This window comes from Arsenicicoccus piscis (assembly GCF_022568835.1).
GTDB classification, from domain to species: Bacteria; Actinomycetota; Actinomycetes; order Actinomycetales; family Dermatophilaceae; genus Arsenicicoccus; species Arsenicicoccus piscis.
This window is the reverse complement of record NZ_JAKZHV010000003.1, coordinates 36008-56932: the sequence shown is the minus strand read 5'-3', so window position 1 is coordinate 56932 and position 20925 is coordinate 36008. Positions and strand designations below refer to the sequence as shown.

18 protein-coding genes and 1 pseudogene are annotated in these 20925 nt (G+C 69.4%); 10 read left to right on the top strand and 9 right to left on the bottom strand.

What is annotated here, in order from left to right; translation table 11 throughout:
• Positions 1-29 precede the first annotated feature (29 nt).
• The 8 genes and pseudogenes from MM440_RS06115 (at position 30) to MM440_RS06080 (ending at position 10728) form a co-directional block, all read left to right on the top strand.
• Positions 30-1293: pseudogene (locus tag MM440_RS06115) on the top strand (IS3-like element ISTesp3 family transposase).
• Between the two features lie 242 nt (positions 1294-1535).
• On the top strand, positions 1536-2867 hold the full coding sequence (locus tag MM440_RS06110; RefSeq protein WP_241443451.1) for an ABC transporter substrate-binding protein: 1332 nt from the start codon (positions 1536-1538) through the stop codon (positions 2865-2867).
• A gap of 34 nt (positions 2868-2901) precedes the next feature.
• The gene (locus MM440_RS06105; RefSeq protein ID WP_241443450.1) at positions 2902-3876 is read left to right on the top strand and encodes a carbohydrate ABC transporter permease; all 975 of its coding nucleotides are present in this window, start codon (positions 2902-2904) and stop codon (positions 3874-3876) included.
• Complete coding sequence (locus MM440_RS06100) at positions 3869-4708, top strand: carbohydrate ABC transporter permease (protein WP_241443449.1); 840 nt, start codon at positions 3869-3871, stop codon at positions 4706-4708. Before MM440_RS06105 ends, MM440_RS06100 begins: the two co-directional genes overlap by 8 nt.
• A gap of 19 nt (positions 4709-4727) precedes the next feature.
• Positions 4728-7295: a glycoside hydrolase family 2 protein gene (locus tag MM440_RS06095; RefSeq protein WP_241443448.1), complete on the top strand. Its 2568-nt coding sequence runs from the start codon at positions 4728-4730 to the stop codon at positions 7293-7295.
• The gene (locus tag MM440_RS06090) at positions 7292-8782 is read left to right on the top strand and encodes a GH1 family beta-glucosidase (RefSeq protein WP_241443447.1); all 1491 of its coding nucleotides are present in this window, start codon (positions 7292-7294) and stop codon (positions 8780-8782) included. Before MM440_RS06095 ends, MM440_RS06090 begins: the two co-directional genes overlap by 4 nt.
• Positions 8783-8870: 88 nt before the next feature.
• Complete coding sequence (locus MM440_RS06085) at positions 8871-10118, top strand: MFS transporter (protein ID WP_241443446.1); 1248 nt, start codon at positions 8871-8873, stop codon at positions 10116-10118.
• Positions 10119-10221: 103 nt separating this feature from the next.
• Positions 10222-10728, top strand: a complete 507-nt coding sequence (locus MM440_RS06080) for an excisionase family DNA-binding protein (RefSeq protein ID WP_241443445.1) — start codon at positions 10222-10224, stop codon at positions 10726-10728.
• A gap of 5 nt (positions 10729-10733) precedes the next feature.
• On the opposite strand, the gene MM440_RS06075 is transcribed toward MM440_RS06080, so the two are convergent.
• The 4 genes from MM440_RS06075 to MM440_RS06060 all read right to left on the bottom strand — a co-directional run bounded on the left by MM440_RS06075 (position 10734) and on the right by MM440_RS06060 (position 13745).
• Positions 10734-11363, bottom strand: coding sequence for a DedA family protein (locus MM440_RS06075; protein ID WP_241443444.1), 630 nt, complete (start codon positions 11361-11363; stop codon positions 10734-10736).
• Between the two features lie 318 nt (positions 11364-11681).
• A complete protein-coding gene (locus MM440_RS06070) occupies positions 11682-12233 on the bottom strand; it encodes a TM2 domain-containing protein (RefSeq protein WP_241443443.1) in 552 nt (183 codons plus the stop codon).
• 318 nt (positions 12234-12551) lie between these two features.
• Positions 12552-13088, bottom strand: coding sequence for a hypothetical protein (locus MM440_RS06065; protein ID WP_241443442.1), 537 nt, complete (start codon positions 13086-13088; stop codon positions 12552-12554).
• A gap of 330 nt (positions 13089-13418) precedes the next feature.
• Positions 13419-13745: a plasmid stabilization protein gene (locus MM440_RS06060; RefSeq protein WP_241443441.1), complete on the bottom strand. Its 327-nt coding sequence runs from the start codon at positions 13743-13745 to the stop codon at positions 13419-13421.
• Positions 13746-13918: 173 nt separating this feature from the next.
• Here MM440_RS06060 and MM440_RS06055 point away from each other — a divergent pair, with 173 nt between their 5' ends.
• Positions 13919-14353 (top strand): hypothetical protein, encoded by a 435-nt coding sequence (locus MM440_RS06055; protein WP_241443440.1) that lies wholly within the window; start codon positions 13919-13921, stop codon positions 14351-14353.
• A 41-nt stretch (positions 14354-14394) separates the two neighbouring features.
• Here the strand turns inward: MM440_RS06055 and dhaL are convergent, their stop codons facing one another.
• The 4 genes from dhaL to MM440_RS06035 form a co-directional block, all read right to left on the bottom strand.
• On the bottom strand, positions 14395-15057 hold the full coding sequence (gene dhaL / locus MM440_RS06050; RefSeq protein ID WP_241443439.1) for a dihydroxyacetone kinase subunit DhaL: 663 nt from the start codon (positions 15055-15057) through the stop codon (positions 14395-14397).
• Positions 15054-16091: a dihydroxyacetone kinase subunit DhaK gene (locus MM440_RS06045; RefSeq protein WP_241443438.1), complete on the bottom strand. Its 1038-nt coding sequence runs from the start codon at positions 16089-16091 to the stop codon at positions 15054-15056. The genes dhaL and MM440_RS06045 overlap by 4 nt, the downstream gene beginning before the upstream one ends.
• A 74-nt stretch (positions 16092-16165) precedes the next feature.
• Positions 16166-16552, bottom strand: a complete 387-nt coding sequence (locus tag MM440_RS06040) for a hypothetical protein (protein ID WP_241443437.1) — start codon at positions 16550-16552, stop codon at positions 16166-16168.
• A gap of 246 nt (positions 16553-16798) precedes the next feature.
• Positions 16799-17143, bottom strand: a complete 345-nt coding sequence (locus tag MM440_RS06035; RefSeq protein ID WP_241443436.1) for a VOC family protein — start codon at positions 17141-17143, stop codon at positions 16799-16801.
• Between the two features lie 216 nt (positions 17144-17359).
• Between MM440_RS06035 and MM440_RS06030 the strand changes: the two genes are divergently transcribed.
• Positions 17360-19174: a choline/carnitine O-acyltransferase gene (locus MM440_RS06030; RefSeq protein WP_241443435.1), complete on the top strand. Its 1815-nt coding sequence runs from the start codon at positions 17360-17362 to the stop codon at positions 19172-19174.
• Here the strand turns inward: MM440_RS06030 and MM440_RS06025 are convergent.
• On the bottom strand, positions 19141-20910 hold the full coding sequence (locus MM440_RS06025) for an ABC transporter ATP-binding protein (protein ID WP_241443434.1): 1770 nt from the start codon (positions 20908-20910) through the stop codon (positions 19141-19143). The two genes, MM440_RS06030 and MM440_RS06025, sit on opposite strands and share 34 nt — an antisense overlap.
• Positions 20911-20925: the final 15 nt, after the last annotated feature.

The following is a 20925-nucleotide window of genomic DNA, read 5'->3' as shown; positions in this document are numbered from 1 at the left end:
TGCTGGGGAAGCGAGATGATCCGAGAATCATGGCTAGGAAGAACTATTCCGAGGAGTTCCGTCGTCAGGCCGTCGACTTGTACGAGTCCACCCCGGGTGCCACGGTCCGCGGCATCGCCGAGGACCTCGGCATCGTGCGTGGCACGCTGCGGGGTTGGCTCGAGGTCTACGGGACCGGCAAGAAGACCGCTGCTGACGGGACGTTGACCTCCAGCCCACTGCAGTCCAGGCCGTCGAGGAAGAACTCCTCGGCGCCCGAAGGTGAGACGCCGGAGCAGAAGATCGACCGACTGGAGGCCGAGAACGCGGCGCTGCGGGCCGAGACCACCAAGCTCACCACCGAGCGGGAGATCCTGCAGCGGGCGGCCAAGTATTTCGCCGGGGAGACGCGCTGGTGAGTCGCTTCCAGTTCGTCGCCGACAACTCCGCGCCACCTTCGAGGTGAAGCGACTGTGCGAGCTCGTCGAGATCGAGCGCTCCTCCTACTACGCCTGGCTCAAGGCAGCCCCGGCACGCGAAGAGCGAGCTCGGGCCGATGCCGAGCTCGCGGAGCGGATCAGGGCCGTCCACGCCGAGGACAACACTTGCGGTGCGCCGCGGGTCACCGCCGAGCTCAACGACAACACCCCTGCCGGTGAGCGGGTCAACCACAAGCGCGTCGCGCGGGTGATGCGGGCCGAGGGCATCCGTGGCTATGTGAAGAGGCGGCGGGTGCGGACCACGATCCCCGAGCCGTCGGGGCAGAAGTACCCCGACCTGCTCCAGCGCGACTTCACCGCCGAGCGCCCCAACCGGCGCTACGTCGGCGACATCACCTACCTCCCGCTCGCGGACGGGACGAATCTGTACCTGGCGACCGTGATCGACTGCTACTCCCGACGGCTCGCCGGCTGGGCGATCGCCGACCACATGCGCACCGAACTCGTCGAGGAAGCGTTGAACGTCGCGGCCGCGACCCGAGACAGCCTCAAGGGCGCGATCTTCCACAGCGACCACGGGTCGGTCTACTGCTCCAAGGCCTACGCCCAGCTCTGCAAGAAGTTCGGCGTCACCCAGTCGATGGGCGCCGTCGGCTCGTCGGCCGACAACGCACTCGCGGAGTCGTTCAACGCCACGATGAAGCGCGAGGTCCTCCAAGACACCGCCTGCTGGCCCGACGAGCTGACCTGCCGCCGGCAGGTCTTCAGATGGCTCGTCCGCTACAACACCCGCCGCCGTCACAGCTGGTGCGGCTACCTCTCCCCGTCCACCTACGAGGCCCGCCGGGCCGCTACGCTGCCAACCGCCGCGTAATCACACCCCGTGTCCAAGATCCGGGGGTAAGGCCCGACAGCTGCTCGTCGAGGAAGCGGGCAGGGTCGATACTGGGTACAGCGGTCATCGTTGTGGTTCCTTCTTCGAGTCGGTTTTCGCAGATCACTCGAAGGATCCACCCGGTGGCCGCGCCTACGTCGGAGGCACGCGCTCACTCGGGTCCGTCGTACACCACTCTGCTGGACTTCACTCACCTGGGCCCGTTGACAAGGGAGTCAGCTGTGAAGATCCGTACCGTTCTTGCGCTCACCACCGCGACCGCGCTCACCCTGGGGCTCAGCGCCTGCGGTGGCGGCGGTGGCGGCGACACGACGTCCGCCAGCCCGGGGGCCGCGGCCGGTGGCAGCACGCTGACCTACTGGGCCAGCAACCAGGGCACCAGCCTGGACGACGACAAGAAGCAGCTGACGCCGGTGCTCGACGCCTTCCAGAAGCAGACCGGCATCAAGGTCAACCTCGAGGTCATCGGGTGGAACGACCTGCAGACCCGCATCCAGACCGCGGTCACCTCCGGCCAGGGCCCGGACGTGGTCAACATCGGCAACACCTGGGCGGCGTCGCTGCAGGCCACGGGCGCCTTCCTGCCGTTCGACGCCAAGGCCATGGAGGCGATCGGCGGCAAGGACAAGTTCGTCGAGACGGCCCTCAAGACCGGCGGCAAGGAGGGCGAGGACCCGACGTCCGTGCCGCTCTACGGTCTCGCGTATGGCCTCTACTACAACAAGGCGATGTTCAAGGCCGCCGGCCTCACCCCGCCCACCACGTGGGAGGAGATGGTCGCGGACGCCAAGAAGCTGACCAACCCGTCCACGAACGTCTACGGCATGAGCCTGGCCGCCGGCTCCTACACCGAGAACAACCACTTCGCCTTCATCAACAGCCAGCAAAACGGCGGCAACTTCTTCGACGCGTCCGGGCAGCCGACCTTCGACACCGACGCCAACGTTCAAGGCATCGTGCGCTACCTCGACCTCATGCAGACCCACAAGGTCGTCAACCCCTCGAACGCGCAGTACGACAACGGCACCAAGTCCGTCGCCGACTTCTCCGCCAAGAAGGCGGCGATGATCATCAACCAGAACAACGCCGACGCCTCGATCATCGCCAACGGGATGAAGGCCGACGAGTACGGCGTCGTGCCCTTCCCCGCCCCCGCGGACGCCAAGAACAACACGGCCTCGCACGTCGCGGGCATCAACCTGTCGGTCTTCAAGAACACCAAGAACCAGGACGCGGCGCTGAAGTTCGTGAAGTTCATGACCGACGCCTCGACGCAGAAGACGCTCGGCAAGCCGTTCTCCTCGCTGCCGGTGCTCAAGGGGGAGACCCCCGTCTTCACCGAGAACGCCGAGGAGGCCAAGACCTTCCAGGAGATCTACAACACGCGCTCGGCCCCGCTGCCGCTCGTGCCCGCGGAGGACCAGTTCGAGTCCACGGTCGGCAAGGCGATGAACGCAATGTTCGCCAAGATCGCGTCCGGCGGCACCGTCTCCGCCGCCGACGTCAAGGCCGCCATGAAGGACGCCCAGGACCAGGTCGCGGCCTCCAGCTGACCCGCCGCGCCACCACCTGGAAGGAGGCTCGACGATGAGCGCCGTCCCACAGATCGCCCCCGCCCCGGGCGCCTCGACCACCCGCCGGAAGAAGCGTGAGCGGCCGAGGACCACGGGCGGCTGGCTGCCCTATCTGCTGATCGCCCCGGCGGTCATCTTCGAGCTGGCCATCCACCTCATCCCGATGGCGGTGGGCGTCTGGATGTCGTTCATCCAACTGACCAAGTTCTTCATCCGCAACTGGTCGGCCGCGCCGTTCGTCGGGTTGAAGAACTACCGCGTCGCCGTCGACTTCAACGGCATCGTCGGGCAGCGACTGCTGCAGTCCTTCCTGGTCACCTGCGCGTTCTCGGCCCTCGCCGTGCTCTTCGCGTGGGCGCTCGGGATGCTGGCCGCGGTCGTGCTGCAGAAGGAGTTCAAGGGGCGCGCGTTCTTCCGCACCCTGTTCCTCGTGCCCTATGCGCTGCCGGCCTACGCAGGCATCATCACGTGGAACTTCATGCTGCAGCGCGACACCGGCCTGGTGAACCACATCCTCGTCGACCAGCTGCACCTGACGGACACCCGTCCGTTCTGGCTGATCGGCAACAACGCCTTCGTGTCCCTGGTGGTGGTAGCCATCTGGCGACTGTGGCCGTTCGCCTTCCTCACGATCATGGCTGGGTTGCAATCCATCCCGCAGGACGTCTACGAGGCGGCCGAGGTCGACGGCGCCAGACCGCTCAAGGCCTGGCGGATGATCACGCTGCCGATGCTGCGCCCGGTCAACACCGTGCTGATCTTCGTGCTGTTCCTGTGGACCTTCTGCGACTTCAACACGCCGTTCGTCCTGTTCGGCTCCGCGCAGCCACCCGCCGGTGACCTCATCTCGTTCCACATCTACAACGCGTCGTTCCTCACCTGGAACTTCGGCAGCGGTGCCGCGATGAGCTGTCTGCTGCTGATCTTCCTGATGATCGTGACCGGCCTCTATCTCGCGCTGACGAACAGGAGGTCCGCCAATGCGTGACACCACCGCCTCGAGGATCCTGCGCTGGGTCGTCCTGACCTTCCTCACCATCTTCACGACGGTGCCGCTCTACGTCATGGCCACCTCGTCGCTGAAGCCGCTCGGCGACGTGCAGGGCGCGTTCACCTGGCTCCCGTCGCACCTCACCTATCAGCCGTTCGTGTCGATGTGGTCGACCGTGCCGCTGGCGCACTACTTCGTCAACAGCATCATCGTCGCCACCGTCGCGACGGTCGTCAGCGTGTTCATCGCGATCCTCGCGGCCTACGCCGTCTCGCGCTTCCACTTCCACGGGCGCTCGACGTTCACGACCACCATCTTGTCGACGCAGATGTTCCCCGGCGTGCTCTTCCTGCTGCCGCTGTTCCTCATCTTCGTCAACATCGACACCAGCCTCGGCATCAAGCTCGTCGGCACCCGCATCGGGCTGATCATCACCTACCTGACGTTCAGCCTGCCGTTCTCGATCTGGATGCTGGTCGGCTACTTCGACGGCATCCCGCGCGACCTCGACGACGCCGCCCTCGTGGACGGCGCCAGCCGGTGGAAGACGTTGTGGCAGATCGTGCTTCCCGCCGCGCTGCCCGGTGTCATCTCGGTCGCGATCTACTCGTTCATGACGTCCTGGGGCGAGGTCCTCTTCGCCTCCGTCATGACCACCGACGAGAACCGCACCCTCGCGGTCGGCCTGCGCCAGTACGCCACCCAGACGAACGTCTACTGGAACGAGATCATGGCCGCCTCCTTGGTCGTCAGCGTGCCCGTGGTCGTCGGTTTCCTGCTCGCGCAACGTCACCTCGTGGCCGGCATGACCGCCGGCGCGGTCAAGTAGACCTCGACGAAGGATCCTCATGAACGTCACGCCCGTGCAGGGCTGGACCCTGCGTGCCCTCGATCAGCCGGAGCCGCTCGCCGACCTGCCGCAAGGCACCCCCGGCGACCTCGCGGCCGACTGCCCGCAGCTGTGGCAGGCCAAGCCCGAGCTGCCCGACAGCATCCCCGCCACCGTGCCCGGGTGCGTCCACACCGACCTGCTCGCCGCCGGGCTCATCCCCGATCCCTACGACGGGGCCAACGAGCACGACCTGCACTGGATCGGTTGGACCCGTTGGGAATTCGCGACCGCGCTCGATCTCGTGGCGGCGGCGTCCGACGACGAGCGGGTAGAGCTCGTCCTCCACGGAGTCGACACGGTCGCCACGATCGAGCTGGGCGGTGAGCTGCTGGCCGAGGTGCGCAACCAGCACCGGACGCACGTCCTCGACGTGACCCGGTTCGCCGGGCGCGGAGAGCTGCCGCTCGTCGTCACCTTCGACGCCCAGCTGCACGCGGCCTACCTCGCGGCGCAGGAGCAGCAGCACCGCATCCACGTCAACCACCACCCGTTCAACGCGCTGCGCAAGATGGCGTGCAACTTCGGCTGGGACTGGGGCCCGGACCTCGTGACCGCCGGGCTCTGGCGGCCGGTCGAGGTGCGCCGCTGGACCGGTGCACGCCTCGGCGCGACCACGCTGCTGCCTGGGTGGGACGGCGCCGCCCGGCAGGGCTCGCTCGACATCGACGTCGCCGTCGAGGCGGTCGACGACCGGCCGCTTGAGCTGCGGGTCACGTGCGGCGAGGCCGAGGTGCGGCTGCCCGTCGTCGACGGGGTAGCCCGCGGGCGGCTCGACGTCCCGGGAGTGGAGCCCTGGTGGCCGCTCGCGCACGGTGACCAGCCGCTCTACGACGTGGGGGTGGAGCTGCTGGACGGTGATGGGTCGCCGGCGGGTAGCGACGCGCGCGACGGCGGCCAACAGTACGACTCCCGGACCATTCGCACCGGATTCCGGACCGTCACGCTGGACACGAGCGAGGACGGGCACGGCCGGCGATTTGCGTTGGCGGTCAACGGAGTCGAGCTCTTTGTCAAGGGCGCGAACTGGATCCCGGACGACTGCTTCCCGTCCCGGATCACGCCCGAGCAGTACGCGCGGGCCGTCGCGGACGCCGCCGACGCGGGGATGAACCTGCTGCGCATCTGGGGTGGGGGGATCTACGAGGACGACGCGTTCTACGCCGCGTGCGACGAGGCCGGCGTGCTGGTCTGGCAGGACTTCCTGTTCGCCTGCGCGGCCTACGACGAGGAGCGGCTGCGCGAGGAGGTCGTCGCCGAGGTGCGCGACACCGTGCCGCGTCTGTCCGCGCACCCGAGCCTCGCCGTGTGGAACGGCAACAACGAGAACCTCTGGGGCTTCGTCGACTGGCACTGGGCCGAGACGCTCGAGGACCGCTCCTGGGGCTACGGGTTTTACCTCCAGCTGTTGCCGGAGCTGCTCGCCGAGCTCGACCCGAGCCGGCCGTACTCGCCGGGCAGCCCGTGGTCGTTCGACGAGGATCAGCACCCGAACTCGCCGCACCACGGCACCATGCACATCTGGGACGGGTGGAACGCCGCCGACCAGAGCGTCTACGCGCGCTACCAGCCGCGGTTCGTCAGCGAGTTCGGCTATCAGGGTCCGCCGGCGTGGAGCACCCTCGTCGGTGCGGTCCACGACGAGCCGACGACACCGACGTCGCCGCAGATGCTGGTGCACCAGAAGGCGCTCTGGGGTGACGACAAGCTCACCTACGGGATTCGTGGGCACCTGCCGCTGCCAACGGAATTCGAGGACTGGCACTGGGCGACGCAGCTGCAGCAGGCGCGTGCCGTGCGCTTCGCGATCGAGCACTTCCGCTCGCTGCAGCCGCTGTGCATGGGCTCGATCGTGTGGCAGCTCAACGACTGCTGGCCGGTGACGTCGTGGGCGGCGGTCGACTCGGCCGGCATCCGCAAGCCGCTCTGGTTTGCCCTGCGGGAGGTCTACGCCGACCGGCTCGCGACCCTGCAGCCGCGCGACGGCAACCTCGCGCTCGTCTGCTCCAACGACACCGACGAGGAGTGGGTCGTCGAGGGCGTGTGGCACGAGTACCTGCTGCCCGCGACCGAGGGCGAGACGCACGCGCTCGAGCCGCTGCACGTGCCGCCGCGGGGCGTGGCCTACCGCGTGCTCGGCAACCCCCGGCCCGGCCACGTCGCCGACGTCGAGCTCGCTGACCGGCACGTCGTGATGCCACCGGTAGAGCCGATCGACCTGCCGCTGGAGGACACCCTCATCACGTCCGTAGACCGCACCGCCGACGGTTACGAGGTGACCGTCACCTCGCCGACGCTCACCCTCGACCTGATGCTGCTCGTCGACAAGCTCGACCCTGACGCGCGGTTCGACTCCGGGCTCGTCACCCTGACGCCCGGGGAGTCGCACACCTTCGTCGTCCGTTCCACCACCGACCTGGACCCGGCGGAGCTCGTCTCGGCGCGGGTCCTGCGCTCCGCCAACCAGCTCGTGGCCGACCACCACGGCCGCCCGTCGTCTCGCACCTCGTCCAAGGAGATCGCATGACCACCACCCCGAGCACCGCCGCCGACACCTCGGCTCCTGACACTGCCGCCGACACCGCCGCGGACATCGCCGCTGCCGTCAAGCAGGTGCGCCTCGACAGCTTCCCGAAGGACTTCGTCTGGGGCTCGGCGACCGCATCCTACCAGATCGAGGGCGGCGCCAAGGAGGGCGGGCGCGGTCCGTCGATCTGGGACACCTTCTCCGGTACGCCCGGCAAGGTCCTCGACGGCGACACCGGTGAGGTGGCGTGCGACCACTACCACCGGTGGCCGGAGGACATCGAGCTGATGCAGGAGCTGGGCCTCGACGCGTATCGGCTCTCGATCGCGTGGCCGCGGATCCAGCCGAAGGGGTCCGGTGAGTTCAATGAGGACGGCCTCACGTTCTACCGCGACCTGCTCGACGGACTCATCGAGGCCGGGATCAAGCCGGTCGTCACGCTCTACCACTGGGACCTGCCGCAGGACCTGGAGGACGCGGGCGGCTGGGCGAACCGCGAGACGGCGCTGCGGTTCGAGGACTACGCGCGGCACCTCGCGCGCGAGCTCGGCGACCGCGTCGACGTCTGGACCACGCTCAACGAGCCGTGGTGCTCGGCGTTCCTGGGCTACGCCGCGGGGGTGCACGCGCCCGGGCGTCAGGAGCCGGCGGCCGCGCTCGCCGCCGCGCACCACCTCAACCTGGCGCACGGGCTCGCCGTGCGGGCGATCCGCGAGGAGCTGCCGGACGCCCGGTGCTCGGTGACGCTCAACCTGCACGTGACCTATCCCGAGGACGAGTCGTCGGAGGCCGACCGTCGCGCCGTGCGCCGCATCGACGCGGTGGCCAACGACATCTTCCTCGACCCGATGTTGTTGGGGGAGTACCCAACTGACCTGATCGAGGACACCAAGGCGATCACGGACTGGTCGTTCGTGCAGGACGGCGACCTCGCGATCATCCACCAGCCACTCGACGTGCTCGGCATCAACTACTACACGACCGGCACCGCGCGGCAGTGGGACGGCACGTCGCCGCGCGTCGACGACAACGCGCATAAGTCGAGCGACCGCACCCCGTTCGTCGGCTGCGACGACGTAGACCTCGTCCCCCAGCAGGGGGAGCACACGGCGATGGGCTGGCTGGTGCGCCCGTCCGGTCTCACCGACCTGCTCGACCGCACCCACGCGCGCTTCCCGCGAATCCCGTTGATGGTCACCGAGAACGGCGCGGCCTACCCCGACGTCGTCAGCGAGGACGGACAGGTCCACGACGCCGACCGCGTCGGCTACCTCGTCGGCCACCTCAACGCCGTCGCCGACGCCATCGACCACGGCACCCCCGTCGGCGGCTACTTCCTCTGGTCGCTGATGGACAACTTCGAGTGGGCCTACGGCTACAGCAAGCGCTTCGGCATCATCCGTGTCGACTACCCCACCGGCGAGCGCACCCTGAAGGACTCGGCCCGGTTCTACCAGGAGGTCATCGCCGCCGCCCACGCGCGGTGACGGTGGGAGCGGCGCGCCCGGTCGCCTAAATCACTTGCCGCGCGGGCCCCGCCCTCGGCTATCTTGACATCGAGATAGCGGAGGTGTCATGAGCATGCAAGGGTGGCGACGGATCCTGCCCCCGACGGTTCTCGAGCGCGACCTGGTCTACCAGAGCGTGCTCTCCGCGTTCGCGACGGGGACGTTCCTGACCGGGACGGCCGTCTACTTCACGCAGGTCGTCGGGCTGACCGGTGCTCAGGTCGGTCTGGGCATGTCGGTGGCCGCGCTCGTGGCGCTCGTGCTGCAGATCCCCATGGGACGGCTCGCCGACCGGATGGGCGCCAAGCCGCTCTGGGTGCTGTCCGCTGCGGTCGAAGCCGCGCTGTACTTCGTGTGGCCGTTCATCGGCGGTCTCGTCGGCTACATCGCGATGCTGTCGGTGCTGGCGGTCTTCGAGTCGGCAGGACGCAACGCCCGCAACGTCTACCGGCTCGCCGTGTTCTCGCGCGAGCAGCGGGTGCGGTCGATGGCCTACCAGCGAGCCGCGCGCAACGTCGGCTACACCCTCGGCGCCGGCGCCAGCGGCGTAGCCCTCGGCCTCGGCCTGTCGGCCGTCAAGCTGATCCCGCTGCTGACGGGAGCCTTGTTGGTGATCAACGCGATTCAGGTGATCACGCGCCTGCCCGCGATCGAGCGCCCGGTGCCCACGGCGACGATCGAGGACGCCCTCGAAGCGGCGCCCGCGGCGTGGCGCAACCGGGGCTTCGTCGCACTGGCGATGGGCAACGGCGTGCTGGCCTCCAACCAGGTGCTGCTCAACGTGGTCGTCCCGCTGTGGCTCGTGAGCCGCACGGACGCGCCGCACACCTTGCTGGCCTGGTTGTTCGGCACGAACACCGTGCTGGCCGTGCTGCTGCAGGTTCGCGCCTCGCGGGTGGCCGATTCCGTCAACGGGTGCCTGCGTGCCGTGCGCTGGTCGGGCTGGGCGTTCGTCATCTCGTGCGCCATCATCGCCGTCACCCACCAGACGGTCGGCTGGGTGTCGATCCTGCTCATCTGGGCGGGCCACGTGACGATCACCGGTGCCGAGCTGTGGCAGTCCGCGGCGGACTGGGGCTTCACCAGCGAGCTGTCCGACCACCGCAGGCTCGGTGACTACCAAGGGATCTGGGGGCTTGGCTACCAGATCGAACCGATCATCTTCCCCGCGCTCTACACCTTCCTGGCGCTCCAGTGGGGCACCGTCGGCTGGGCGGTCATCGCGGTCATCGCCGTCGCGGCCGCAGCAGCCATGCACCCCGCCGCCCGCGCCGCGCAGCGGCACCTCGTCGCCGTGGGCGCGCCCGCCCCGTAGACCTCCCGCCATCTGGCGGGCCGGGTCGCCGCGGGCGTTGACCCGTAGCGAAAAAAACGAAAGTGACTTATGCTTTCTTCTCTGAACCAGAGAGGGCACGGCGATGACCCTCACCGCGCGAACCTATCTCCCGGCCACCCACCAGGAGCTGACCCCTGTCGAGCAGGCCCTGACCGACGCACCCAACCCCCAGGCAGAGTTCGCACTGCGGGGACCCCGTGGTGATGTGCCGCTGCCGGAGCCGGTCTACGAGATCCTTCAGCAAGTCGTCACAGCGATGCAGGCGGGGAAAGCCATCACCGTTACGCCGAACGACCCTGTCCTGACCACCCAGCAAGCCGCCGATCTGCTGGGGGTCACGCGCCCCACCCTCGTGAAGTTCCTCGACGAAGGCCGCATGCCCTTCGAGCGAGTCAGCACCCGGCGCAAGGTGCGGCTCCAGGATGTCCTCGAGTATCGCGAGCGCCGCAAGGAAGAGCAGTGTCGCGCGCTCGCTGAGGTCGCAGCGCCCTTCGACGACGAGGACCTAGAGACTGTCCTCGCGCAAGCCAAGGCTGCGCGCAAGGCCGTCGCCGCACGGCGTCGAGCCCAGGCCGCGCAAGGCAGCTAAAGGCTCTACCGCGACTCGGCCTCCGCGAGAGCCCGCGACCGCCGGCGCAGCCGGCGCGTGACGAACACGGCGACGGCGAGGCCGATGAGGGTCCACACGACGGTCGAGAAGCGGCCGACGTACGTCTCCACCAGCGTCCATCGGTTCCCCAGCTCGTGACCGAGGCCGACGAGCAGGGCGTTCCAGGCGGCGCTACCGATGGTGGTGTAGATCAGGAAGGTCGCCAGCGGCATCCGGTCTATACCCGCGGGGATGGAGACGAAGCTGCGGACGCCCGGGATGAGTCGGCCGACGAGCACCGAGGTGCGGCCGCGTTTGGCGAACGCGTCCATGGCCTTGTCCACGTCGCTGGCGTGCAGCAGGGGGATGCGCTCGGCCGTGCTGCGCAGTCGCTCCAGACCCCAGATGCGACCGAGCTGGTAGAGCACGAGCGCCCCCACCACGGAGCCGATCGTCGCCCACACGATCGCCGCCAGCACCGTGTACTCGCCGCGTTGGGCCGTGAATCCCGCGAGTGGCAGGACGAGCTCGGAGGGGATGGGCGGGAAGACGGTCTCCAGCGCTGTGGCGACACCCACCCCCGGTGCGCCGATCACCGCCATCAGCCCGACGATCCAGTCGACGATGGCGCTCATGGGTTCGACCCTAGGTGGCCTGCCTGGAGAGCCGCTGGGCGCGCAGCCCGCCCGGGCCTCAGCCCGCTGTGCCGAGATGACGGTTGGTGATGCTCACCCCGTCGAGATGGCACCTAGCCACTGAGATGGCTGGCGTAACAGCCGTTTCGGTGCCCAAGTGCCGTGTCGAGGCGGGAGTGGTGGCCAACCGCCATCTCGGTGCCTCGAGGCATCAAGGTTGTGCGGGCGACACCGAGATGGCAGATGTCGGACAGCTGTGCGGCGTGTCGTGTCCGACATCTGCAGTCTCGGCGCGGGGCGTCGACCCTTGCCGGGCATTCAGCGCAGGGGGCGGCCGTGCGCGTCCGGCACCTGGCGGACGGCGATCAGGATGAAGTCGATCAACGGCCAGATACCGAACGTGAGCCAGCCGAGGAAGAGTTTCGCGACCCCGAGGCCGATGTAACCGAGATAGAAGCGGTCGATGCCGAGCGCACCAAGGAAGAAAGAGATAAGCAGGGCGGCGATGTAGGACTTGTCCGAGAAGATCCCGGGCGCGCTTGTCGCCGGCACCCACGCCTGCCCTGCGTAGCTCACGGCGTCGGTCGGCGCGAGCTGCCCGGTGCGGGCCAGCGCGCGCACGTGCTCGACGGGATAGGGACCCTGTTCGATGCCAGCGATGTTAACCCGGTAGGTGCTGCTTCCCGTGCCCGGAAAGGCGATGCCCGAAGACATCGCCGCGCTCTGCTGGGCAACCTGAGGCCATCCCGAGGGCACAATCTGCTGTGGCACCGGGACTGGGGCTGACGGCGTCATCTGCACCTGCGCTGGGGCGAGTTCATGCGAGGTCGGATGCTGGGGGACGTGCGGGTTCTGCACGGACTCGGTCACGGTGGCTCCTTCGCGATCAGTCGCTTCTGCATGCTGAGCGCGACCGACTTGTGACAAGCGCGCGAGCCTCAGAGGCAGGCAGGGCACCCTGCGTACCCTGACGGATACAGAACGTAGAGCTCCTGTCACGAGCCGTGCGACCGTTCCTCGGGAAGTTGCTCCATCCAGGCGGTCGACGGGACCGTTCAAGGGCCCAAGGCGGCAGGCTACGGGTGGCGCGTGTTCGGTGGTCGGGGGCGCAGGGTGAGGATGGCAAGGTCTACAAAAGTATCGCGTTTGTCCAATAGTTTTTGATAATCAACTGACATGCAAGACGGGTCAGCCGACACGAACCCGACGCGGCGGCTTGTGCGCGACGTCGACGGACATCTGCGCGAGCTCGCTGGACGTGGGCATCGACTCGAGCCCGGTGGTGTCGGCGACATCCACCCAGTCTTCGTCCAGCGGGGCCGCCGGCAGCAGCTCGATGACGACCGCTCTGCCGAGGCGGCGCTGGAGGACCCACACGTCATCGCCGGCGACGAGGCTATGCTCCGCGGCAAGCTCGGCCGGGACCAGGATCTGATCGTCGCCCTGATGACCTTTCGCGGTCGACGCGACGAGGACGTAGGCGTCGAGCGACTCGCGAATCCGGCCCTCGGCGAGCAGGACCCGGTCCAGCCCGGGCCAGTGGTCGATCACCTCCGCGGTGCGTCTGCGGGCGTCGGCGAGCCAGTCCTGGGCATGGCCCTCACGACCCAGATCGGCCAGCTGTGTGGCGAAGGCCGCCTCCAGCGCCGACGCCCCCACAGACAGGGTCGCCGCACCGTCTTCGTCTCCCGCCTGGTGCGCATGGATGGCCAGCAACGAGAGCACGCTGTGGAGCTTCCGGCTCCCCGCGACCCCGTGATCTGCGCGGACCGGTGTGGCAACGCCCTGGGCGGGCAGGTCGCTCAGCAGCCGCCGATAGCGAGCGCGTGTCGGCGGGTGGACCGGATCAGCGGCCGACGCGAGCTCGCGCCAGTCGACGAAGGGCTGCGGAGCTGTGTGCATGCCGCCTCCTGAGCGGTCGAATGAGCCGCTCACAGCCTAGCGTCTGACTGGTGCTTTGCGCCATCCAGACTGCGCTACCTCTTCGGCGCCGGCCTATCGCTCTCTACCTGAATCTACTGAGATGGCGATATGGGGTGAGAGAACGTCATCGAGTCAGTCGTCCACGGCCTTCTCGAGCTCGGCCTTGGTCATCGAGGAGCGACCCTTGACGCCCTTGCGCTTGGCCTCCTCGTAGAGCTGGTCACGGGTCCGGCCACCGGCGCCGCGATGCGAGCGTAGGCCGCCGCGCCGACCCGAGGAGATGTCATCGAGGGAGGTCTTGCTCGCCTCCTTCGCCTCGCCGGCCCGGGCGCGCTCCTTGTTGACCGTACGCGCCGCGATCTCCTCGGCCACGTCCTCGCTCTCGCCGCGCTCGAGCGCGCTCTCCTTGATGTGCTCGTACTGACGCTCGCGCTTGTCGCTCCACTGCTCCTGCGGCATGGTCCGACCTCCTCGGTGTGGTTCCGACGTCTCCACCGTAGGCACGCCGGCCCTCCGCCGCGCAAGGGTGCGCCGGGGTGGTCTACCCGTGGTGCGGCAGCGCGTCCGGGCTCCCTTCGGCGCAGACTGGTGTGGTCGACGCCGGGCGTGCGTCGCGGGAGGTGACGAGGACGATGGACGACGAGACCGAGCAGCGACGGGCCGAGCTGGCCGAGATCGCGAACTACCAGATCGAGGTCCAGCATCGGCGCGAGGCGCAGGAGTCCGCCGAGGCCCAGGTGCTGATCGACCGATTCGTCGCGCAGCTGAAGTCGGCCGGCGTCCCGACCGAGGAGCTCACCTCGCGTCCCTGGAGCGGGTCCGGCCGCTATCGCACCGGCATCACCGGCTGGTATCTCAAGCGCGACCGTTCCATCGGTCTGGGCGAGGACGGCGCCTACTACGTGCTGGTCGTGCCGCCGGTCACGTTCGGGCGCTTCCGCACGGTCCCCGTAGAGCCCTCGCCACCACCTCTCCAGGTGGGCAAGGGCGCTCGCGACGGCGAGTCGATCGCGCTGAACGTGTTGCTGGCAACCCGGTTGGAGGACTTTGGGATTGGCGACGCCTGACCTGAATTGCGTAGCAGGAGAGGTGGGTTCGGGGTGCCGGGCTACGCCTGCATCCAGCTGGCGTCGACGGCATCGGTCGAGCCGCCGGCGGCCTGCGCCGCGCCGCGGATCACCAGCGCCATGGCGACGGCTCCGGGGTCGAGCACGCCGCGCGACACCTCACCCACGTACGCCGCGCGGCCTCGGCGGGCGGTGATCTCGGCCGTCGACCGAGCGCCCTCCTGCGCCGCGTCGGCCGCGGCACCCAGAGCCTCGGCCGGGTCGTTCTCGTCGGAGCTGCCCTCCAGCGCATCGACCGCCAGCGACAGCGCGTCGACCATCGTCTTGTGGCCCACCTTAGCCTTGCCGTACCTCTGCACCGTCGCGAGCCCTGCGGCGAACCCGGCGCTCAGCTCGGCGAGGCTCGGCTCGTCACCGTCGGTGCACCGGGCCAGCTCGCGGAAGAACATCCCGTAGAGCGGTCCGCTCGTCCCGCCGGTCCCGAGGAAGCCGCGCGAGACGGCGGTCAACCACTCTGGGTAGGTCGAGGGCTGGGCCTCCTCTGCCTCGCCTCGCGCCCGGGCGAACGCCGAGGTGATGTTGGTGCCGAAGTCGCCGTCGCCGGACTGCCGGTCCAGGTCGCCGAGAGCAGCGGCCGCGTCGGCGAACGTCGCCTGCAGCGTGGCCACCCAACGTTCGCCGAATCCCGCTTGCAGAGTAGTCATCTCGCGCCTCCCCAGGTGAGTGCCGGTGTGTGGACAGGTGCGTCCCAGAGTCGCAGCAGGTCGTCGTCGACGCGCACCAAAGTGATTGACAGGCCGTGCATGTCGAGCGAGGTGACGTAGGGCCCGACGAGCGAGCGGGCCACCGTGACACCGCGGCCGTCGAGCTGCCGGTGCATGGCGCGGGCTGCCACGTAGGTCTCGAGCGGGTAGGCCGAGCCGAGGTCGTTCACGATGGCGAGCACCGCGTCGCCGCGGGCCAGGCCCAGGGACTCGACCAGGGGGTCTACGACGTGGGCGACGAGGTCGTCGGCGGCGGCGAAGTCGATGCGCGAGCGACCGCGCTCGCCGTGGATGCCGACGCCGAATTCCACCTCGCCGGCCTCCAGGTCGAAGCCGGCGCGGTCCTGACCGGGGTGCGTGCCCGCCTCCAGCGCGAACGCCAGGGTCGACGACCGCTTGACGACGTCGGCGCCGAGCTGGGCGAGCTCGTCGAGCGACGCGCTGGCCTCCGCCGCTGCGCCACATAGCTTTTCGACGGCGACCACGGCTGCCGTGCCGCGACGGCCCGGGCCGCCGTCGTCCTCCTCGTCGTCCTCGGTGTCGTCGTTGTTCGAGTCAGTGGCCAGGTCGTCGTCGACCAGCACCTCGGCGGTGCGGACGCCGTCGTCGTCGGCCAGCTCGCGCGCGATGGTGAAGTTGAGGACGTCGCCGGTGTAGTTCTTGACGATGTGCAGGACGCCCTGGCCGTTGTCCGCGGCGAGCGTGCCCTCGTGCAGCTGCAACGCAGTCGGGCTGGCGAAGATCGCGCCGGGGACCGCCACGTCGAGCATGCCGACCCCGACGAACCCGGCGTGCAGCGGCTCGTGCCCGGACCCGCCTCCGGAGAGCAGCGCCACCTTGTCGGTGGCCTGGTGGCGGCGGGTGACGATCTGGCGCCGCGGGTCGTAGCGGACGAGGTCGGGGTGGCTGAGTGCCAGCCCCTCCAGGGCCTCGGCGACCATCTGGTCGGGATCGTTGACGACCTGTCTGCGCATGGCGGGCTCCGTTGCTCGGGCGGATCGGCTCCCTTCGAGGCTACGTGCCGGGGAGCCGTCGCACGAGGGGAGATTCAGCGGCGTCGGAGCAGCGTTGCGAGGCCGAACGCGATGAACCCGGCGGCCACGATGAAGCTGTAGTCGATCGCGCGGTGCGTGAGGATGCTGACCCCCGCAGCGGCCGGGAACAGCGTCCCGAAGATCCACCACAGGTGGCCGCCGATGCTGCGCGACTGGCTGTACTCGCGCCAGGTGGCGACGAGCGCGCCCGCCAGGGGCAGGAACAGCAGCACGCCCCAGAGCTGCTGGGGGATGTTGACCCGCAGGGCGTCTCCGATGATGAGGGCACCGATGGCGATGAGCCAGAGGCCGGCTCGCACCGAGCGGCGGTGGCACCGGGCGTCGGCCGCGGCGGTCTGGGTGGTGGTGGTCTGGGCGGCGGGGCTGGAGATCGTGTTCATGGCTTCAGCCTGCCCGCACCCGCCGCGCCGGCATCAGATGCTCCGTCATGACCTGGGCATGACAACTGTCACCAGGTTGGGCGGCCGACCCGCGCGCCGGGCCCGAGGCCACCGAGAGGGCACTTCGTCACGCCCACCGCGTCGACACGGCACTTCGGCACCGAGATGTGCGCTGTAGCAGCCGTTTCGGTGGCTAACCACCATCTCGACGCGTCCTGCGTGCCTAACGGCCGTCTCGATCGAGCATCACGCGGCCGGGTCCTGGCTCAGGCCGAGGGTGTTGCCGTCGGGGTCGGTGAACGTGGCCACCAGCTTGCCGCCACCGACGTCGCGCGGGTCGGCCGTCATCGTGCCGCCGTTGGCGGTGACCGCCTTGACTGCGGCCTGGATGTCCGGGGAGCTCCAGTAGGCGATCGCACCCGCGCCACCCGTCGGACCACCGGGGGCGAGCCCGAGCTGGGTGCCCTCGACCATGAAGCCCACGTAGTACGGCGCGTCGGCGAAGGGCTCCACCCCGAGCAGCGCCCGATAGAAGTCCCGCGCCCGTGCCACATCCGTCACGGGCACGATGATCGTGTCGAAACCAGCCATGTCTACCTCCGTCGTGTGTCTGTCGCGCAATGGTCGCGCACCTGGTTGACGATCGGCGCGGCAACGATGTGACCGTGGAGTCCGCCAGACGCCGGACAAGCGGTGAACCCGTGCCAGGCGGCGTGTGCCGATTGCGGCGGCGCGTCGCCTGCAGCATGCTCGAGGCAGACCGACGGCGATCACCGCGCCGTGCCCGAACCGACCAGGACGACGCCCATGAAGACGCTCCCGGTGCCCTCGCTGGCGCAGACCCTCGACCGCTACCTCGAGGCGGTGTCGCCGCTGCTCGGCACCGAGGAGCTGGCCCGCACCGAGGCTGCCGTCGAGGCGTTCGCGACGGGCGACGGACCCCGTTGCCAGCAGGCGCTGCTCGACTTCGCGAAGGCCGAGGACGCGGCCGGCCGCAGCTGGCTCTGGGACGCCTGGCTCGAGGCCTATCACGTCACCCGCGTCCCCCTGCCGCTCGTCAGCAACGTCGGGTTCGCGATCGCGATGCCGAGCCCCGGCGTAGGCCTCGCGCGGGCTGCCGACGTCATCCACCGCTTCGCGCAGGTGCACCTCGAGCACCTGCGCGGTGAGGCCCGGCCGCTGACCAGCACCCGCGGCGAGGAGCTCTGCGGCCAGCAGTGGCAGCTGATCCGCGGTGGCCTGCGCGACCCGCGGCCGGACCGGGACGAGTTCGTGGCCGGCTCGCCCAGCCCCGAGCACCGCGAGGTGGTGGTGCTGCACCACGGTCGAGCCGTAGCCCTCCCGGTGAGCGACGCTGCCGGCCAACCTCTCCCGGTGGCAACCTTGCACGCTGCGCTGGAAGGCGCCTTCGCCGGCACGTCCAGCGTCGACGAGCCCGTCGTTGATCAGGAGGTCGCTCAGCAGGCTGACCAGCAGGTCGACTTCACGACCCCTGGATATCTCGACAACGGCTCTGCCGCAACGGTGTTCGAGCAGCTGCTGGCTGACGAAGAGAACGCCGCTACCTACGCGCGACTGCGTGATGCGCTCTTCGTCGTCAACCTCACGGACGAGGATCAACCCATCGAGCAGCACATGCAGAGCGTCGCGTGGGGGCGCTCCCAGGCCTGGCCGTTCAAGCCGCTCAGCCTGCAGGTGTCGCTCAGCGACGACCGGTTCGTCGGGATCCACTTCGAGCACAGCATGGCCGACGGGGCGACCGTCGGTGCCATCATCCAGCGGGCGCAGCAGCTGCCGGCCAGCACCTACGACAGAGACAACGCCACCCAGGCATCAGCGACGCCACCCCTCGCCTGGCGCCTGACGGACGAGCTGTCCGCCGAGCTGGCTACGGGTGCAACGGCCTACGACGAGCTGGCGCAGGGATTGCGCTACCGGATCGTCCGCGTCCCGGCCATCACGACGCGAGCAGCGTTGCCGTTCAAGGTGAGTCACGACGCCTTCCAGCAATTCATCCTGCTCTACGCGCAGCTCGCGACGTTCGGGCGGCTGCGCAGCACCTACGAGTCCGTTGACATGCGCGAGTTCCAGTCCGGGCGCACCGAGTGTCTGCGACCCAACACCCCGGCGGCCGTCGAGCTCGTCCGCGCGATGCTCGACGGGACCGCGACGCCGACGGAGCTGGCCGCGGCGCTGCAGGGGCACCGCGAGCAGGTCAAGCGGTGCAAGGCCGGGCAGGCGATCGACCGGCACCTCTTCGGCCTGGCACTGATGCGGCAGCGGCACGGTTACGCCAGCCCGTTGCACGACGACCCGGCCTACCGGATGCTCACGACCGACTTCCTGTCGACGACGTCGCTCGGCACTCAGGACTTCATCGTGCGAGCAGCGTTCGCCCCCACCAGTGTTGGCGGCATCGGCGTCTACTACGTGCCGGTCGACGACGAGCTGGGGCGTGATTACGAGATCAGCCTCAACACCGACGAGAGCACCATGCCGGCGGCGGACGTCGACACCTTCGCGCGGCACCTCGCCCATGGTGCCGAAGCGCTGCAGCGGCTGGTGGACGCGGCAGCGCAAACGCCCACTCAGCCCCCGTCGGAGAACGCCGCCGCCAGCTGAGGCGTGTGCGAGATGAGCTCTTGGGTGTAGGGCCCCTGCGGGTGGTCGAGGATCTGGGCGGTGAGCCCCGTCTCGACGAGCCGGCCGTGCTGCAGCACCAGCATCCGGTCGGCGACCGAGCGGGCCAGGGCGAGGTCGTGCGTGACGAACAGCATCGAGATGCCGCGCTCACGCTTGATCCCCTCGAGCAGGTCGATGATCGACGCCTGGATGGATACGTCGAGGGCAGAGGTGATCTCGTCGCAGACGAGGAGGTCCGGCTCGGCGGCGAGGGCGCGTGCGATGGCTACTCGCTGGCGCTCACCCCCGGACAGACCTCCGGCGCGCATGGACAGCACGCCCGGCCCCAGCTGCACCGACTCGAGCAGCGCGGCGGCGCGGTCTCGCGCCTGTCGCCCGCGCGCGACGCCGAACAGGGCCAGCGGCCGCAGCAGGATCTGCTCGATGGTGCGTCGCGGGTTGAGCGACTGGTAGGGGTTCTGGAAGACGTACTGGATGCGCTTGCGCTGCTCGACCGTGCGCGCCCGGGCGGTCGGCGCCAGCTCCACCCCGTCGAGGCTGATCCGCCCGCGCCAGTCGCCGTGCAGGCCACCCACGCACCGCGAGATGGTGGTCTTGCCCGAGCCGGACTCGCCCACCAGGGCGACGATCTCGGAGCGTGCGAGGTCGAGGCTGACGTCGCGCACGACGGTGGACCGCCCGTAGGACACCTCGAGGTCCGACACCGACAGCAACGGCTCGCGGACGCGGTCGGGGGCGGTGTCGGCGACGACGCGGTCGTCCGGGTCCCACGGTGGCAGCTCGGCGATGCGCAGGCACCGGGCCTCGTGACCGTTGCCGAGGTCTACCGGCGGCGGATCGATCGTCGTGCACTCCTCGGCCACGAAGCGGCACCGGTCGTGGAAGCGGCAGCCGCTGGGTCGCCGACCGGGCGCCGGCGTGCTGCCCGGGATGCCCTTGAGCGCGAAGGCGCGGTGCAGGTGCGGGATCGCCGCGAGGAGCGCGCGCGTGTAGGGGTGCGAGGGGGAGGAGAACACATCCCGCGTCACCCCTTGCTCGATGACCCGGCCGGCGTACATGACCGCCACGCGGTCGGCGATCGAGGCGACCACGGCGAGGTCGTGGGTGACATAGAGCGCTGCGACAGAGAAGCGTTCGCATAGCTCGGCCAGGGTCGCGAGCACCCGGCCCTGCGTCGTGACGTCGAGCCCGGTGGTCGGCTCGTCGAGCACCAGCACCTGAGGGCGCGGCAGGAACACCATCGCGAGCGCCACGCGCTGCACCTGCCCGCCGGACATCTGGTGCGGGTAGCGCGCGAGGAACTCGTCGGTGCCGGGCAGCCCCACCTCGGGCAGGATCTCGCGGATGCGCCGGTCGCGCTCCTCGGGGGTGCCGATGTCGTGCAGGTCGAGCAGCTCGCGCAGCTGTCGGCCGACCCGGATCGAGGGGTTGAGCGCCGAGCTGGGGTCCTGCGGGACGTAGGCCACGTCGACGCCGCGGATGTTGCGCACCTGCGTGGGGGAGAGCTCGCGCAGCTCGTGGCCGGCCACGTCGAGCTCGCCACCGACGATCGCTGCTCCGGCGCGCGCGTAGCCGAGCAGAGCCGTGCCCGCCGTGGTCTTGCCCGACCCGGACTCGCCGACCAGCCCGACGATCTCACCGGGACGGATGGTGAGGTCCACGCCGTCGATGACGTCGACGTCGCGGCCGACCAGCCCCACCTCCAGGCCGCGCACCAGACAGACGGGCGT

Excerpts from the sequence above, each read along its gene's own strand:
- MM440_RS06075 (WP_241443444.1), bottom strand. The coding sequence starts at position 11,363 with ATGAGCGCCATCGTCGACTGGATCGTCGGGCTGATGGCGGTGATCGGC.
- MM440_RS06095 (WP_241443448.1), top strand. The coding sequence starts at position 4,728 with ATGAACGTCACGCCCGTGCAGGGCTGGACCCTGCGTGCCCTCGATCAG.
- MM440_RS06080 (WP_241443445.1), top strand. The coding sequence starts at position 10,222 with ATGACCCTCACCGCGCGAACCTATCTCCCGGCCACCCACCAGGAGCTG.
- MM440_RS06055 (WP_241443440.1), top strand. The coding sequence starts at position 13,919 with ATGGACGACGAGACCGAGCAGCGACGGGCCGAGCTGGCCGAGATCGCG.
- MM440_RS06045 (WP_241443438.1), bottom strand. The coding sequence starts at position 16,091 with ATGCGCAGACAGGTCGTCAACGATCCCGACCAGATGGTCGCCGAGGCC.
- MM440_RS06105 (WP_241443450.1), top strand. The coding sequence starts at position 2,902 with ATGAGCGCCGTCCCACAGATCGCCCCCGCCCCGGGCGCCTCGACCACC.
- MM440_RS06090 (WP_241443447.1), top strand. The coding sequence starts at position 7,292 with ATGACCACCACCCCGAGCACCGCCGCCGACACCTCGGCTCCTGACACT.
- MM440_RS06035 (WP_241443436.1), bottom strand. The coding sequence starts at position 17,143 with ATGGCTGGTTTCGACACGATCATCGTGCCCGTGACGGATGTGGCACGG.
- dhaL (WP_241443439.1), bottom strand. The coding sequence starts at position 15,057 with ATGACTACTCTGCAAGCGGGATTCGGCGAACGTTGGGTGGCCACGCTG.
- MM440_RS06030 (WP_241443435.1), top strand. The coding sequence starts at position 17,360 with ATGAAGACGCTCCCGGTGCCCTCGCTGGCGCAGACCCTCGACCGCTAC.
- MM440_RS06085 (WP_241443446.1), top strand. The coding sequence starts at position 8,871 with ATGAGCATGCAAGGGTGGCGACGGATCCTGCCCCCGACGGTTCTCGAG.
- MM440_RS06040 (WP_241443437.1), bottom strand. The coding sequence starts at position 16,552 with ATGAACACGATCTCCAGCCCCGCCGCCCAGACCACCACCACCCAGACC.
- MM440_RS06060 (WP_241443441.1), bottom strand. The coding sequence starts at position 13,745 with ATGCCGCAGGAGCAGTGGAGCGACAAGCGCGAGCGTCAGTACGAGCAC.
- MM440_RS06100 (WP_241443449.1), top strand. The coding sequence starts at position 3,869 with ATGCGTGACACCACCGCCTCGAGGATCCTGCGCTGGGTCGTCCTGACC.